General features: G+C 62.4%; 14 protein-coding genes. 4 read left to right on the top strand and 10 right to left on the bottom strand.

Translation table 11 applies throughout. The features are described from left to right. Window positions 1–26: 26 nt before the first annotated feature. Window positions 27–1,430 (bottom strand): gluconate:H+ symporter, encoded by a 1,404-nt coding sequence (locus HBO11_RS27265; RefSeq protein WP_169955122.1) that lies wholly within the window; start codon window positions 1,428–1,430, stop codon window positions 27–29. A 186-nt stretch (window positions 1,431–1,616) separates the two neighbouring features. On the opposite strand from HBO11_RS27265, the gene HBO11_RS27260 reads away from it, so the two are divergent. Further along, complete coding sequence (locus HBO11_RS27260) at window positions 1,617–1,997, top strand: lysozyme inhibitor LprI family protein (protein ID WP_169955123.1); 381 nt, start codon at window positions 1,617–1,619, stop codon at window positions 1,995–1,997. Between the two features lie 23 nt (window positions 1,998–2,020). Here HBO11_RS27260 and HBO11_RS27255 read toward each other — a convergent pair whose 3' ends face one another. The 4 genes from HBO11_RS27255 to HBO11_RS27240 all read right to left on the bottom strand — a co-directional run bounded on the left by HBO11_RS27255 (window position 2,021) and on the right by HBO11_RS27240 (window position 6,041). Next, window positions 2,021–3,466 carry a SulP family inorganic anion transporter gene (locus tag HBO11_RS27255; RefSeq protein ID WP_169955124.1) on the bottom strand — a complete coding sequence of 482 codons (1,446 nt, stop codon included), beginning with the start codon at window positions 3,464–3,466 and terminating at the stop codon, window positions 2,021–2,023. Window positions 3,467–3,624: 158 nt separating this feature from the next. Further along, complete coding sequence (locus HBO11_RS27250; protein ID WP_169955125.1) at window positions 3,625–4,521, bottom strand: LysR family transcriptional regulator; 897 nt, start codon at window positions 4,519–4,521, stop codon at window positions 3,625–3,627. A gap of 41 nt (window positions 4,522–4,562) precedes the next feature. Beyond that, window positions 4,563–5,153 carry an NAD(P)H-dependent oxidoreductase gene (locus HBO11_RS27245; protein WP_169955126.1) on the bottom strand — a complete coding sequence of 197 codons (591 nt, stop codon included), beginning with the start codon at window positions 5,151–5,153 and terminating at the stop codon, window positions 4,563–4,565. Window positions 5,154–5,276: 123 nt separating this feature from the next. Beyond that, the gene (locus HBO11_RS27240) at window positions 5,277–6,041 is read right to left on the bottom strand and encodes a sulfite exporter TauE/SafE family protein (RefSeq protein ID WP_169955127.1); all 765 of its coding nucleotides are present in this window, start codon (window positions 6,039–6,041) and stop codon (window positions 5,277–5,279) included. Window positions 6,042–6,231: 190 nt separating this feature from the next. On the opposite strand from HBO11_RS27240, the gene HBO11_RS27235 reads away from it, so the two are divergent. Further along, the gene (locus HBO11_RS27235) at window positions 6,232–7,128 is read left to right on the top strand and encodes a LysR substrate-binding domain-containing protein (protein ID WP_169955128.1); all 897 of its coding nucleotides are present in this window, start codon (window positions 6,232–6,234) and stop codon (window positions 7,126–7,128) included. Here HBO11_RS27235 and HBO11_RS27230 read toward each other — a convergent pair. Then, a complete protein-coding gene (locus HBO11_RS27230; RefSeq protein WP_169955129.1) occupies window positions 7,074–8,480 on the bottom strand; it encodes an amino acid permease in 1,407 nt (468 codons plus the stop codon). The genes HBO11_RS27235 and HBO11_RS27230 overlap by 55 nt on opposite strands. Before the next feature lie 151 nt (window positions 8,481–8,631). Continuing rightward, window positions 8,632–9,882, bottom strand: a complete 1,251-nt coding sequence (kynU, locus tag HBO11_RS27225) for a kynureninase (protein WP_169955130.1) — start codon at window positions 9,880–9,882, stop codon at window positions 8,632–8,634. Window positions 9,883–10,025: 143 nt separating this feature from the next. On the opposite strand from kynU, the gene HBO11_RS27220 reads away from it, so the two are divergent. Continuing rightward, entirely contained in the window at window positions 10,026–10,499 is a 474-nt protein-coding gene (locus HBO11_RS27220; RefSeq protein WP_017531067.1) for an Lrp/AsnC family transcriptional regulator, read from the top strand. Between the two features lie 153 nt (window positions 10,500–10,652). Here the strand turns inward: HBO11_RS27220 and catA are convergent, their stop codons facing one another. Genes catA through HBO11_RS27205 form a run of 3 tightly spaced genes read right to left on the bottom strand, consistent with a single transcriptional unit; the run spans window position 10,653 to window position 13,056 of the window. Next, entirely contained in the window at window positions 10,653–11,582 is a 930-nt protein-coding gene (gene catA, locus HBO11_RS27215; protein ID WP_169955131.1) for a catechol 1,2-dioxygenase, read from the bottom strand. Window positions 11,583–11,624: 42 nt separating this feature from the next. Then, on the bottom strand, window positions 11,625–11,915 hold the full coding sequence (gene catC, locus HBO11_RS27210) for a muconolactone Delta-isomerase (protein WP_029299901.1): 291 nt from the start codon (window positions 11,913–11,915) through the stop codon (window positions 11,625–11,627). Window positions 11,916–11,928: 13 nt separating this feature from the next. Then, on the bottom strand, window positions 11,929–13,056 hold the full coding sequence (locus HBO11_RS27205) for a muconate cycloisomerase family protein (protein ID WP_169955132.1): 1,128 nt from the start codon (window positions 13,054–13,056) through the stop codon (window positions 11,929–11,931). A 114-nt stretch (window positions 13,057–13,170) separates the two neighbouring features. On the opposite strand from HBO11_RS27205, the gene HBO11_RS27200 reads away from it, so the two are divergent. Next, window positions 13,171–14,046: a LysR family transcriptional regulator gene (locus HBO11_RS27200; RefSeq protein WP_169955133.1), complete on the top strand. Its 876-nt coding sequence runs from the start codon at window positions 13,171–13,173 to the stop codon at window positions 14,044–14,046. Window positions 14,047–14,101 lie beyond the last annotated feature (55 nt).

Here is a 14,101-nt window from a genome sequence, read left to right as displayed (position 1 = left end):
GGGGTCTCCGGGTTACAGGATGAGGCTCATAAAACAAGAGACAGGCCGTAGGTCAGGCCGAAGGCGACCACTGAAATCAAAGTCTCCAGTACGGTCCAGGTCTTGAAGGTCTGGATCACCGTCATATTGAAGTATTCCTTGATCAGCCAGAAGCCGCCGTCGTTGACGTGGGAAAAGATCACCGAACCGGCACCGGTCGCCAGCACCAGCAATTCCGGGTGTGGGTAACCCAGGCCCAGGGCCACGGGGGCGACAACGCCCGACGCGGTGGTCATGGCCACGGTCGCCGAGCCGGTGGCAATGCGCATCAATGCAGCGAACAACCAGCCCATCACCAGCGGCGACAGGTTGAAGGCATTGGCCATGCCGAGGATTTCATGGGTCACGCCGGCATCTACCAGGATCCGGTTCAAGCCGCCGCCCGCGCCCACCAGCAGGGTGATGCTGGCGGTCGGCGCCAGGCATTCATTGGTGAACTTGAGGATCGACTCGCGGTTGAAGCCCTGGGCCAGGCCCAGGGTCCAAAAACTGACCAGGGTCGCTACCAGCAAGGCGATCACCGAGTTGCCGATAAACAACAGGAACTGGTTGAAGCCGCTGCCAGGCGTGGAGATCAGGTTGGCCCAACCGCCGATCATCATCAGCACCACCGGCAACAGGATGGTGCCCATGGTCAGGCCGAAACTGGGCAGGCGGGTGCGCGGCTCGCGCTCGATGAACTGGCGCTCCAGCGGGTTTTCGGCGGGCAAATGGATGCGCGGCACGATGAACTTGGCGTACACCGGGCCGGCGATGATCGCGGTGGGGATGCCGATCAAAATCGCATACAGCACGGTTTGCCCGACCGAGGCGTTATACGCCAGCACCGCCATCATCGCCGCCGGGTGCGGCGGCACCAGGGCATGCACCACCGACAGGCCGGCGACCATCGGCAGGCCGACCATCAGGATCGACACGCCCACACGCCGGGCCACGGTAAAGGCAATCGGCACCAGTAGTACAAAACCGACCTCGAAAAACAGCGGCAGCCCCACCAGGAAGGCAATGCACACCATGGCCCAGTGGGCATTGCGCTCGCCGAAACGGTTGATCAGGGTGCGCGCCACCTGCTCGGCGCCGCCGGATTCGGCCATCATCTTGCCGAGCATCGTGCCCAGGGCCACCACCAGCGCGATATGCCCCAGGGTCTTGCCGACGCCCGCCTCGTAGGAGCCCATGATCGTATCCGCCGGCATCCCGGCCAGCAGCGCCAGGCCGATGGATACCAGGGTGATGACGATAAACGGGTTGAGCCGGTAACGTGCAATCAGCACGATCAATGCAATGATGGCGATGGCAGCGTATGCCAACAGCCAGACGCCCGGTGATGCGGCCATGCGGTACTCCTCGGAAAGGGTCACGTCGAATTGGTTGTGAAACTCATAAATCATTACCGAGGAAGGTTTTCAAATTTTATGAAAGTAATTTTCGCCCACAGGTAAGCGCTGTCGCTTTGGGACATGCCCGCAGAGCCAGGATGAAAATCGGGGGATAGTTCTTACATGCAACACAGAGCAGATACGGGAAACTCGACTGCTGGCCTAAACTGCAACCCAATAACCGCCAGGAAGCCCAAGATGAACCTGAGAACTTTCACCGCCAGCACGCTGTGGCTGGCCTTGTGCGGCGCCGCAGTGGCCGCCGACAGCAGCCCGGCCCTGCAAAAATGCCTGGACGCTGCCAACACCACGGCGGCGATGGTCAGTTGCAACGTTGAACAAACCAGGATTCAGGACCTGCGCCTGAACAACGCCTATAAAGCCGCGCTGGATGCCCAGGGCCAGCGCAAGCAACAACTGCAGGATGTGCAACGCCTGTGGATCAAATACCGCGATGCCAATTGCGCCTTCGTCGGCTCCGCGACCGGGGGCAGCATCGATCAGGTCAACGGCTCCGGCTGTGTGCTGGACATGACCCAGACCCGCGCCGAGGAACTGGAAAACCTCGTCGGCCCCTAACCCCCTCGCCTATCCCGCCAGGATCAGTCGTGCTGCACCCGCGCACGCTTGAGCAGTTTCTTGCAGCGCTCCGACAAGTGCAGCACCCGCAGGTGCTTGCCGGCCTTGGCGTAGCGCTCGCGCAAGGTCATCAACGCGGCGATGGCGGAGTAGTCGACAAAGCTCAGGTGCCGGCAGTCCAGCGTTACCTGAGCCGGATCGTTGGCCGGGTCGAACTGGTTCAAGAACGGTGTGGTCGAGGCAAAGAACAGGGTGCCGTGCAGGCGATAGAGCTTGCTGCCATCGGCCTCCAGATGTTCATCGGCATACAGCTCCCGCGCCTGTTGCCAGGCAAAGTTGAGCGCGGCAATCACAATCCCGCACAGCACCGCCGTGGCCAGGTCGGTGAACACCGTGATCACCGTCACCGCGATGATCACCAGCACATCATTGAGCGGCACCTTGTTGATCACCCGTAGCGACGCCCAGGCAAAGGTCTGCTGGGACACCACGAACATCACCCCCACCAGCGCCGCCAGGGGAATGCGCTCGATCAGCGGCGACAGGAACAAAACAAACAGCAGGATCATCACCCCGGCAAACACCCCGGAAAACCGCCCGCGCCCGCCCGAGCTGAGGTTGATCACCGTCTGCCCGATCATCGCGCAGCCGCCCATGCCGCCAAACACCCCGCTGACCATGTTCGCCGCGCCCAGGGCCACGCTTTCGCGGTCGGGGTAGCCACGGGTCTCGGTGATTTCGTCGGTGAGGTTGAGGGTCAGCAAGGTTTCCAGTAGCCCGACCATGGCCATCAAACACGCATAAGGCGCGATGATGCCCAGGGTTTGCAGGGTCCAGGGGATCTGCGGCAGGGCAAACGTCGGCAGGCCGCCGGCGATGTGGGCCATTTCGCCCAGCGTGCGAGTGGGCAAGCCCAGCAGGTACACCGCAAGCCCCACACCAAGAATCGCCACCAGCGCCGGCGGCACCGCGCGGGTCAGGCGGGGCAGCAGGTAGACGATGGCCATGGTCGCCGCCACCAACCCCGTCATCACGTACAACGGTGTACCGCTGAGCCAGGCCTCAGCGCTTTTGAAATGCTCCAGTTGCGCCAGGGCGATGATGATCGCCAGGCCGTTGACGAAACCGAGCATCACCGGGTGCGGCACCATGCGCACCAACTTGCCCAGGCGCAGCAGGCCGAAGGCAATCATGATCAGGCCGCCGAGCACCACCGTCGCCAGCAGGTACTCCACCCCGTGTTGCACCACCAGCGCGACGATCACCACCGCCATCGACCCTGCCGCCCCCGAGACCATCCCCGGCCGGCCGCCGAACAACGCGGTCAAGGTGCAGATGATAAAGGCGCCATACAGGCCCATCAGCGGGTTGAGGTGGGCTACCAGGGCAAAGGCGATGCATTCGGGCAACAAGGCAAAAGACGTGGTGAGTCCGGCCAGGGCGTCGGCGCGCAGACGAGAGAGCTTCATGGGTTTACCGGGGGAGTTGCGGGGGATGAGGCGGCGATGGTACGCAAAACCACGAAACCGAACCAGTAGGAACCGGCTTGCCGGCGATGAGGCCAGTTGCATCACCCCGCAACCTTCAGGCCGCTATCGCCGGCAAGCCGGCTCCTACAACGGGTAGGTCAACAGGCGTAGCGCGCCAGTTTTTCCTGGATAAAGTCGAGGAAGCATTGGATACGCAGGGCCAGTTGCGAGTTGCGGTAGTACACCGCGTGGATCGGCTGGCGGTAACCGCTGTTGAACGGAGCCAGGACCGTCTGCAATCGGCCGGCGTTGATGTCTTCGATGGTCATGAAGTGCGACAGGCAGGCGATCCCCTGCCCCTCCAACGCCAGTTGGCGCAGGGTTTCACCGCTGGACGCGGCAATGCCCGGCTCGATCTGCCAGCGGTCGCCCTGCACATGGCGCAGCGGCCAGTGGTTGAGGGTTTCGGTCTGGGTAAAGCCCAGCAACGTATGGTTGGCCAGGTCGGCCACGGTCGCTGGCGTGCCGTGTTGTGCCAGATAGGCCGGGCTGGCAAGGATATGCAGCGGGCTGCAACCCAGGGAGCGGGCGTGCAGGGTCGAATCCGCCAGGGCGCCGATGCGGATGGCGATATCGGTGCTCTGCTCCAGCAGGTCGATGATCAGGTCGTTGCTGTTGAGCTCCAGCTGGATATCCGGGTACAGGCGGCGGAACTCGGCGACGTACGGCACGATGGCGTGCAGCATGAACGGTGACGCGGCATTGATCCGCAAGCGCCCGGACGGGGTTTTCTGGCGCGACGACAGGCGCTCTTCCAACGCTTGCATCTGTTCCAGGATCAGCTTGGCCTGCTCGAAGAAGTACTTGCCCTCTTCGGTCAGGTCCATGCGCCGCGTGGTGCGGTTGATCAGGGTGGTGTCGAGCTTGGCTTCGAGCCGCGACAGGGTGCGGCTGACCGCCGAGGGCGTCTGCCCGACTTGTTCGGCGGCGGCGGAAATCGAACCACATTCAATCACGCAGACGAAGATCTGTAGCTCATCGGATCGGGCTTTCAACGTGCATCCTCGTGAATACGGCTGCGTGGATACTAGCCGTATTACGGCGCCAGGTTAAACACCTGGGCCAGATGCTGCTCGTAGCGCAGCACATCAGCCTCGATGGAGGGGCGTTTCATCACGTCCACACAGAGGAACGTCGGCAGGCCGCTCATGCCGAGGAACTGGTTGGCCTTGTGGAACGGGAAGTACACCGCGTCCACGCCCTTGGCCTCGAAGAAGTCGCTGGGGTCGTCGAATGCGGCCTGCGGCGCGTTCCAGGTCAGCGACAACATGTACTGCTTGCCTTGGATCAGGCCGCCGCTGCCGTATTTTTGCGACGCATCGGAACGGGTTCGGCCATCGCTGGCGTACAGGCTGCCGTGGCCTTCGGTGAAGACCTCGTCGATGTACTTCTTGACGATCCACGGGGCGCCCATCCACCAGCCGGGCATCTGGTAGATGATCACGTCGGCCCAGAGGAACTTGGCGACTTCTTCGGCCACGTCGTAGCCGGCGTCGATATGAGTGACTTTCACGTCGATACCACCCCGGTCCAGCACCGCCAGGGCGGCGTCATGCAGGGTGTTGTTGTAGCGACCATCGGAGTGGGCGAATTTCTTGCCACCGTTGAGCAACAGAACTTTTTTCATGGGGGTTTACCTGAAGGTTGAAAATGTATGAGCGCAGGCTACGGGCAACTCCTCGGGGGAGTAAGCCACGAATCGGCAAAACACTTTTGACCTTCAGGCACGAGTGCTCAATTGATTGTTGCGTCAGCCGCCTATCAGTAGGTGCCCGCCCAGGGCTGCCATGCCTATAAAGAACACGCGCTTGAACAGCACAGCGCTGATGCGCTGGCGCAGCTTTTGCCCCAGCCACATGCCCAGCAGCGCCGGCACCAGCGCCAGCAACGAAGCATTGAGTTCGCCGGCCCCGAGGTTGCCGCGCCAGAACAGACCGCCTGCCAGGGCCAGGGTCGACACGCTGAAGGACAGGCCCAGCGCCTGCACCAGTTGGTCACGGCTCAAGCCCAGTGCTTGCAGGTAGGGCACGGCCGGGATCACGAAGACGCCGGTGGCCGAGGTGATGATCCCCGTCAGCAGCCCACACAGCGGGCCCAGCCAGCGCTCGGTGCGGGCAGGCACACGGAACGTCGGCAGCAACAGCCCGCACAGCGCATACACCAGCAACGCCCCGCCCAAGGCCCGCACCACCCAGGGGCCACCGTCCATGCCCAGCCACAGCGAACCGAGCCCGGTTCCCAAGAAAACCAGCAGCAGCATGGGCCACAGGCGTTTGCTCAATGCGCCCAGGTGCCCCCCGAAGCTCAGCTGCCAGAGGTTGGTAATCGTCGAAGGGATGATCAACAAAGCCGCAGCCTGCGCCGGCAACATAGCCAGGCCAAGCAGGCCCATGGCGACGGTGGGCAGGCCCAGGCCGATCACGCCCTTGACGGCACCGGCCAGCAGGAAGGTGCCGATCACCAGCAGAGTCAGGGCTGAACCCAGGTTTTGGTAGAACGCGAGGAAGGTAGTCATGGGGGGAGTTTGCGGGTTTGCCTTGGGGTTGGAAATTCGCCATATACTGAGGCAGCCTCTTGTTTTGCGTGAGGCTCAGACCGCTATCGCAGGCAAGCCAGCTCCCACATTCTGAATGTGTTCACCCTTCCAAATGTGGGAGCTGGCTTGCCTGCGATAAGGCCCGTCCAGGCACCCGAGAACCCCAGCCATGCACTTTGACCTGACCGACCTGCGCCTCTACCTGCACATCCTCGACACCGGCAACATCACCGCCGGCGCCGCCCGCAGCCACTTGTCCCTGGCCGCCGCCAGTGCGCGCATCCGCGCAATGGAGGCCTCACTGGGCGTCGAGTTCCTGCAGCGCGGCCGCCGTGGCGTGACCCCGACTGCCGCCGGTAACGCCCTGGCCCGGCACGCGCGCCTGCTGTTGCAACAGGCCGAACGCCTGCAACAGGAGCTGGCGGAATACGCCAACGGCGTCAAAGGCCAGGTGCGCCTGCTGTGCAACACCACCGCCCTCAGCGAATACCTGCCGGAGTTGCTGGCGGATTTTCTCTGCGCCCACCCCAACCTCGATATCGACCTGCAAGAGCTGCCCAGCCTGCGCATCACCCACGCCCTGCGCCAGGGCGCGGCGGACCTGGGGATTATTTCCGATGCGGTGGACACCCATGGCTTGCAGACCCGGCCGTTTCGCGATGACCCGTTGGTGTTGATCCTGCCGACGGGTCACGCGCTGACGGCCGGCGCGCTGAGTTTTATCGACAGCCTGCCCTACGACTACGTGGGCCTGGCCGCCGACAGCGCGCTGGCGGTGTACCTGGAGGAACAGGCCCTGCACGCAGGCTTTCGCTTGCAGACCCGGGTGCGGGCCGATGGTTTTGATGGGGTGATGCGCATGGTCGCCCGTGGCGCGGGCCTGGGAATTGTGCCGCTGGCCGCGTTGCAGCGCTGGCCCCGCGCGCGGCCATTCCAGGCCCAGCCCCTGACGGAGGACTGGGCCTGTCGCAAACTGCTGTTGTGCGCGCGCTCGTTCGAGCAGTTACCGGGTTACGCCAGGGCCTTGCTCGATGCCTTGTCCGTGCCTTTGCGGAAAAACACGTAATACACCGCCGAGAGAATCAACAGGAACGGCACGCCAAACACCAGGGTCATCTTGAACGCTTCGGTGAAGAACGTGGTGATCATCACCGCGCCCATCAGCACCAGCCCCAGCAGCGTGCTGTAGGGAAACAGCCGCAGTTGGAACGACAACTTCGGCCCGCCGTGGCGCTTGCGATAGCGGCGGAAGAACAGGTGCGTGAGGAAGATCATGAACCAGGTGAAGATCGCGCCAAACATCGAGATGGCCATCATCAAGGTGAAGGAACTTTCCGGGTACACCACGTTGAGCAGGGTCGCCAGGGCGATGCCCGAACTGGACAGCAACAGCGCATTGAGCGGGATCCCGTTCTTGCTCAGGGCGCCCATGGATTTTGGCGCGAAGCCGGCGCGCGACAGGCTGAACATCATGCGCGTGGTGATGTAGAGCTGGCTGTTCATGGCCGACAGCGCGGCAATCAGGATCACAAAGTTCATCACCCCGGTAGCGCCGGGAATGCCAATGGTCTGCATCACCGTGACAAACGGGCTCTGGCTCTGCCCGGACTGGTTCCAGGGCACGATGGCCAGCATCAGCGCCAGGGTCAGCAGGTAGAACACCACCAGCCGCACAATCGTCGCGCGGAAGGCTTTTTTCACCGCCTGCTCAGGGTCGGCCGCTTCGCCCGCCGCCACCGCGATCATCTCCACGCTCAGGTAGCTGAAAATCGACACGATCACCGCGATCCACATGCCACTCAGGCCATTGGGGAAAAACCCGCCATGGGCCGTGTAGTTCTGCACCCCGTAATCCGGGTTGCCGGAGCCAAACACCACATACACCGCGAGGATGATGAAGCCGACAATCGCGCTGATCTTGATCGTCGAGAACCAGTATTCGAAGTTGCCGAAGGTCTTGACGCTGATGGCGTTGAGCACGATCAGCACACTGGAGAAGGAGACGATCCACACCCATTCCGGCACGTTGGCGAACCAGTACTTCATGTACATCGCCACCGCCGTGACCTCGGCGCCCACCGCCAGCACAATCGCCGCCCAGTAGGCATAGCGCACCAAAAAACCGGCCAGGGGGCTGATGTAGAACTCGGCGTAGGCGCCAAAAGAGCCGGAGGTGGAATGGGCCACCGTCATTTCCGCCAGGCAGCCCATCAACAACAAGGTGATCAACGCACCGATGGCGTAGCTGACCAGCACGCTGGGCCCGGCATAGCCGATGGCGTAGGCACTGCCCATGAACAGCCCGGTACCGATGGCGCCACCGATGGCGATCATGCTCATCTGCCCGGAAGTGAGCTGGCGCCGCAGGCCCAGTTCGCGGTTGGTGATTGCTGCAAAGCCGTTGTCTGGCGTGGTCACGTGCGTGCCCCTTTTATTATTGTGATTGTTACTGCTGGCCAAGCACCTGTGGGAGCTGGCTTGCCTGCGATGCAGACACCTCGGTAGGTCAGTGCGACCGAGGCGATTTCATCGCTGGCAAGCCAGCTCCTACAAGGGTTTTGTGGTGTTTTCAGGTGACGCTGTGGCGCACCTTGAATTGTGGCTGGTCCCAGGTTTTTTCATCGAGGATTTCGCCAAGGATTTCTACCGCATCCCACACCTCGGTAAAGCTGGTGTACAGCGGGGTAAAACCAAAGCGCATGATCTTCGGCTCACGGTAGTCACCGATCACCCCACGGGCGATCAGCGCCTGGACGATGGCGTAGCCTTCAGGGTGTTCAAAGCTCACATGACTGCCGCGCCTGGCGTGCTCGAGCGGGGTGATCAACGTCAGGTCATGGGCCGCGCAGCGGCTTTGCACCAGTTCGATAAACAGGTCGGTCAGCGCCAGGGATTTGCGGCGCAGGCTGGCCATGTCGGTCTGGGCGAAGATATCCAGGCCGCACTCGACCATCGCCAGCGAGGTGATCGGCTGGGTGCCGCACAGGTAGCGGGTGATACCTTTGCCGGCCACGTAGTTGGACTCCATGGCGAACTGGCGGCTATGGCCGAACCAGCCCGACAACGGCTGCGTCACCAACTCGACCAGCGCCGGGTTGACCCAGACAAACGCCTGGGAACCCGGGCCGCCGTTGAGGTATTTGTAGGTGCAGCCAATGGCGTAGTCGGCGCCGGCCTGGTGCAGGTCAATCGGCACCGCGCCCGCCGAGTGCGCCAGGTCCCAGATCGCCAGCGCGCCGCACTCGTGGCTCAGGGCGGTCAGCGCCTGCATGTCGTGCATGTAGCCGGTCTTGTAGTTGACGTGGGTGATCATCACCACGGCGGTGTCCTGGTCGATGGCCGCCGGCAGTTCGTCCGGGCTGTTCACCAGGCGCAGGCTGTAGCCCTGTTGCAGCAGTGCCGCCAGGCCTTCGGCAATGTACAGGTCAGTGGGGAAGTTGCTTGCTTCGCTGACAATCACCTTGCGCTGCGGCTGGCGTTGGCGCTGCACGCTCAGGGCGGCGCTGAGCACCTTGAACAGGTTGATTGAAGTGGTATCGGTAATCACCACTTCGGCCTCGCCCGCGCCGATCAGCGGCGCCAGGCGGTTGCCCAGGCGCTGGGACAGGTCGGCCCAGCCGGCACTGTTCCAGCTGCGGATCAAACCATTGCCCCACTCCTCGGCAATCACCGCTTGTGCCCGCGCAAGCGCCGCCACCGGGCGTGCGCCGAGTGAGTTGCCATCGAGGTAGATCACCCCTTCCGGCAGCGCAAATTGATGGCGCAGTGGCGCCAGCGGGTCTTGGGCGTCGAGGGTCTGGCAATGATTTCGGCTGGTCATGAAAAGTCCTGTTTTTATAGGTGACGATGGACCAAATAATGAACGAAGATTTGCAGAATTTTCGTGCAAAGTGCGCTACAACTGGCTTAATAAGCTGTAGGAAATTCGAATTTAACCTCCAAATACGCGGATTAATTCTAAGCATGATTCTCGACGCCACCGACCTGCGCCTCCTGCATTTCCTGCAACAGGATGGCCGTATCAGCAACCAGGAACTGGCGGAGAAAGTCGCCCTGTCGCCGTCCGCCTGCCTGCGCCGCTTGCGCCTGCTGGAAAGTGAGGGGGTGATCAGCGGTTATCGCGCGGTGCTCAATGCCGAGCAGTTGGGGATCGAGCTGGAAGCCATCGTCCACCTGTCGTTACGCCAGGATGTGGAGGACTGGCACGAGACGTTTATCAAGAAGGTCCAAGGCTGGCCGGAAGTGGCCAGTGCCTACGTGATCACCGGCGCCAGTAACTATGTGCTGCGGGTGCAGGCGCGCAACCTCAAGCACTTCTCGGACTTTATCGTGAACCACCTGAACCGCACGGCGGGGGTGATGGATATCCGCTCGGAGATCGTGTTGCAGAAGATCAAGGACCGGGATGAGGTGCTGGACCTGGTTGTACGCAAATAACCAACACACCGCTGATCACCTGTGGGAGCTAGCTTTTGTGGGAGCCGGGCTTGCCCGCGATACAGACACCTCGGTTTATCTGCAATACCGAGGCGACACCATCGCAGGCAAGCCAGCTCCCACAAAAGCCTGCTCCCACATTGTTTACTGCATTCAGTCTTCGAGGGCGCGTACGCGTTGCATGCGTGTTTGCTCCACGGGCGCGGCCGCCGGCTGCAACTCGAAGTCGAAATCAATCTGCGCAAACTTGCCCTCCACGCCAAACTCCCGCGCCAGCTGCGGGTCTTCGCTGAAGCGAATTTCGGCAATCAGCTCATCCCGGGTCGCGTAGGCAAAGTCATCATGCAGATACGGATCATCCGACAGGTTGATCTGCGTGGTCAGGTGCCGATGCCCCGGTGCCGAGATGAAGAAGTGGATATGCGCCGGCCGCTGGCCGTGGCGCCCCAGTTGATCGAGCAACTGCTGGGTCGGGCCGGTCGGTGGGCAGCCGTAGCCAGACGGCACGATGCTACGGAAACGATAATTGCCCTGGGCATCGGTCTCGATCCGGCGACGCAGGTTGAATTCCGATTGCGATGGGTCGAACCAGGAGTAAGTACCGCCGGTGTTGGCCTGCCACACATCCACAATCGCCCCGGCCAACGGCTTGCCGTTGATATCGCGCACTTGCCCGCGCATAAACAGCGGCACGGCCGCATCCAGGCCATCGTCCAGGCGTGCTTCGTATTTGGACAGCGGCGCACCCGCCACGTACAGCGGCCCTTCGATGGTGCGCGGGGTGCCGCCGGATTTGCCGGCTTGCTCGTCGGCGGCGTCCATCAACAGGTCCAGGTAATGCTCCAGGCCCAGGCCCGCGGCCAGCAGCCCGGCTTCCTGGTTCTTGCCCAGTTCGTTGAGGTAGTTGACCGCCTTCCAGAACTCTTGCGGGGTCACTTCCAGGTCTTCGATGATATTTACCGTATCGCGCAGGATCCGGTAGATCAGCGCCTTGGCCCGTGGGTTGCCGGCGTCATTGAGGTTGCCGCTGGCTTCTTCGAGGAAGCGTTGGGCGTGGGCAGTCTGGGACAGTCGAATGGACATGGTGCAATCCTCATCTTGTAATTATTAGGTGGCTAGACAGACTCAGCGATCATCCTCATGGATCGACGACGGATGCCGGCACAGGGCATTCACTTCGATGGCCATGTAGGGATAGAGCGGCAGTTGCATCAGCAGGTCATGCAGTTCCTGCACGCTGTCGACATCGAACACGCTGTAGTTGGCGTACAGCCCGGCGATGCGCCACAGGTGGCGCCATTTGCCCTGCGCTTGCAGGCGTTGGGCCAGGGCTTTTTCGTCGGCCTTGAGGGCCGCCGCACGCTCGGGGTTCATGTCCACGGGCAGGTTTACGGTCATTTTTACGTGAAACAACATCGCAGGCGTCCTCTTAATGTTTGTCGCGACGGAAGAACGCCAGGCGTTCCTCATCGATGGCCAGGCCCAGGCCCGGGGCGGTCGAGACATGCAGGTGGAAATCGCGATACACCAACGGCTCGCTGAGGATGTCCTCGGTCAGCAGCAGTGGCCCGAACAGCTCGGTGTCCCACGCCAGTTTATTGAGGGTGAGAAACGCGTGGGCCGAGGCCAGGGTGCCAATACCGCCTTCAAGCATGGTGCCGCCATACAGGCCGATACCCGCCGCCTCGGCAATCGCCGCCGTGCGCAATACTGCGCGCGGGCCGCCGTTTTTCGCGATCTTCAGGGCGAACACCGAGGCCGCACCTTCGCGGGCCAGGTTGAAGGCATCTTCGACACATTCAATGGACTCGTCGGCCATGATCGGCGCCGGGCTCGAGAGGTTGAGCCGGGCCATGCCTCCACGGTTATTGCGCGAGATGGGCTGTTCGATCAGGTCGATACCGTTATCGCCCAGCACCTTGCAGGCGCGCAGGGCCACGGCTTCGTCCCAGGCCTGGTTGACGTCGACGCGCACGCTGGCACGCTCGCCCAGGGCTTTTTTGATCGCGACCACATGGGCCAGGTCCTGGCTGACTTCACCGGCGCCGATCTTCAACTTGAAGATGCGGTGGCGGCGCAGGTCGAGCATCTTCTCGGCCTCCTCGATGTCTTTTTGCGTATTGCCGCTGGCCAACGTCCAGGCCACCGGCAAGGCATCGCGCACGCGGCCGCCGAGCAGCTCGCTGACCGGCAGGTTCAGGCGCTTGCCGAGGGCATCGAGCAAGGCGCTTTCGATGCCGGACTTGGCAAAGGTGTTACCACGGATGCTGCGCTCCAGGCGCAACATGGCGGCGTTGATGTTGCTGGCATCCTGGCCGATCAACAGCGGCGCGAAGTGTTGGTCGATATTGACCTTGATGCTGTCGGGGCTTTCGTTGCCGTAGCTCAGGCCACCGATGGTGGTGGACTCGCCGATCCCTTCGATGCCGTCGGCGCACCGCACGCGGATGATCACCAGGGTCTGGTTTTGCATGGTGTGCATCGCCAGCTTGTGCGGGCGGATGGTGGGGAGATCGACGATGATGGTCTCGATCGACTCGATGGCGCAAATCGGCATGGCAATACCCGTTGGGTTCTTTATAGGTCTTGCCCGATTCTGTCGCCCATTGTTGCTGGCTTCCAATATAGAATTGGTCTCGAACAATACCCTCAAGGTATGAGAGGAACCCGTATGGAACTGCGCCACCTGCGTTACTTCCAGGTGCTGGGGGAAACCCTGAACTTCACCCGCGCCGCCGAACGCCTGCACATCGCCCAGCCGCCGTTGAGTCGGCAGATCCAGCAATTGGAAGACGAACTGGGCGTGGTCCTGCTGGAGCGTGGCCGCCCGCTGCGGCTGACCGAAGCCGGGCGGTACTTCTATGAGCACGCCAATGTGCTGCTGGAGCAATTGGCCAAGACCTGCGACAACACCCGGCGCATCGGCCTGGGGCAGAAGACCTGGCTGGGCATCGGTTTTGCCCCCTCGACCCTGTACGGCGTGTTGCCGGAGCTGATTCGCCGCCTGCGCAGCCATGACGCGCTGGAACTGGAGCTGGGGCTGTCGGAGATGACCACCCTGCAACAGGTCGAAGCGCTCAAGGCCGGGCGTATCGACGTGGGCTTCGGGCGGATTCGCATTGATGACCCGGCCATCGTCCAGCGCGTGTTGGTCGAGGATCGGCTGGTGGCGGTGTTGCCGGCCGGGCATGCGCTGCTGGGCGCACCGGTGACCCTCGCGCAACTGGCCGCCGAGCCGTTGGTGCTCTACCCCGGCAACCCACGCCCCAGCTACGCCGACCATGTGATCGCACTGTTCGACACCCACGGCCTGGCGATCAAGGTCGCGCAATGGACCAACGAGTTGCAGACCGCCATTGGCCTGGTCGGGGCGGGCATGGGGGTGACGCTGGTGCCGGCGTCGGTGCAGATGCTGCACCGGGCGGATATCGGCTACACGCCGATTGTCGAGGTTACAGCGACCTCGCCGATCATTCTCAGCCGGCGGATCAATGATCAGTCGCCGGGGCTGGGTCATTGCCTGCAATTGGTGGAAGAGCTGATCTGAAACAGCCCAGCCACCACTAATACCCTGTGGGAGCTGGCTTGCCTGCGATAGCGGT

The organism is Pseudomonas sp. WS 5010, assembly GCF_012985565.1.
GTDB lineage: Bacteria > Pseudomonadota > Gammaproteobacteria > Pseudomonadales > Pseudomonadaceae > Aquipseudomonas.
The sequence above is the reverse complement of the archived record's forward strand: the minus strand, read 5'-3'. Positions and strand labels throughout refer to the sequence as shown.

What these genes read in the sequence shown, in the direction of transcription:
- HBO11_RS27265 (WP_169955122.1), bottom strand. Translation starts at nt 1,430, where the DNA reads ATGATTTATGAGTTTCACAACCAATTCGACGTGACCCTTTCCGAGGAG.
- HBO11_RS27260 (WP_169955123.1), top strand. Translation starts at nt 1,617, where the DNA reads ATGAACCTGAGAACTTTCACCGCCAGCACGCTGTGGCTGGCCTTGTGC.
- HBO11_RS27255 (WP_169955124.1), bottom strand. Translation starts at nt 3,466, where the DNA reads ATGAAGCTCTCTCGTCTGCGCGCCGACGCCCTGGCCGGACTCACCACG.
- HBO11_RS27245 (WP_169955126.1), bottom strand. Translation starts at nt 5,153, where the DNA reads ATGAAAAAAGTTCTGTTGCTCAACGGTGGCAAGAAATTCGCCCACTCC.
- HBO11_RS27240 (WP_169955127.1), bottom strand. Translation starts at nt 6,041, where the DNA reads ATGACTACCTTCCTCGCGTTCTACCAAAACCTGGGTTCAGCCCTGACT.
- HBO11_RS27235 (WP_169955128.1), top strand. Translation starts at nt 6,232, where the DNA reads ATGCACTTTGACCTGACCGACCTGCGCCTCTACCTGCACATCCTCGAC.
- kynU (WP_169955130.1), bottom strand. Translation starts at nt 9,882, where the DNA reads ATGACCAGCCGAAATCATTGCCAGACCCTCGACGCCCAAGACCCGCTG.
- HBO11_RS27220 (WP_017531067.1), top strand. Translation starts at nt 10,026, where the DNA reads ATGATTCTCGACGCCACCGACCTGCGCCTCCTGCATTTCCTGCAACAG.
- catA (WP_169955131.1), bottom strand. Translation starts at nt 11,582, where the DNA reads ATGTCCATTCGACTGTCCCAGACTGCCCACGCCCAACGCTTCCTCGAA.
- catC (WP_029299901.1), bottom strand. Translation starts at nt 11,915, where the DNA reads ATGTTGTTTCACGTAAAAATGACCGTAAACCTGCCCGTGGACATGAAC.
- HBO11_RS27205 (WP_169955132.1), bottom strand. Translation starts at nt 13,056, where the DNA reads ATGCCGATTTGCGCCATCGAGTCGATCGAGACCATCATCGTCGATCTC.
- HBO11_RS27200 (WP_169955133.1), top strand. Translation starts at nt 13,171, where the DNA reads ATGGAACTGCGCCACCTGCGTTACTTCCAGGTGCTGGGGGAAACCCTG.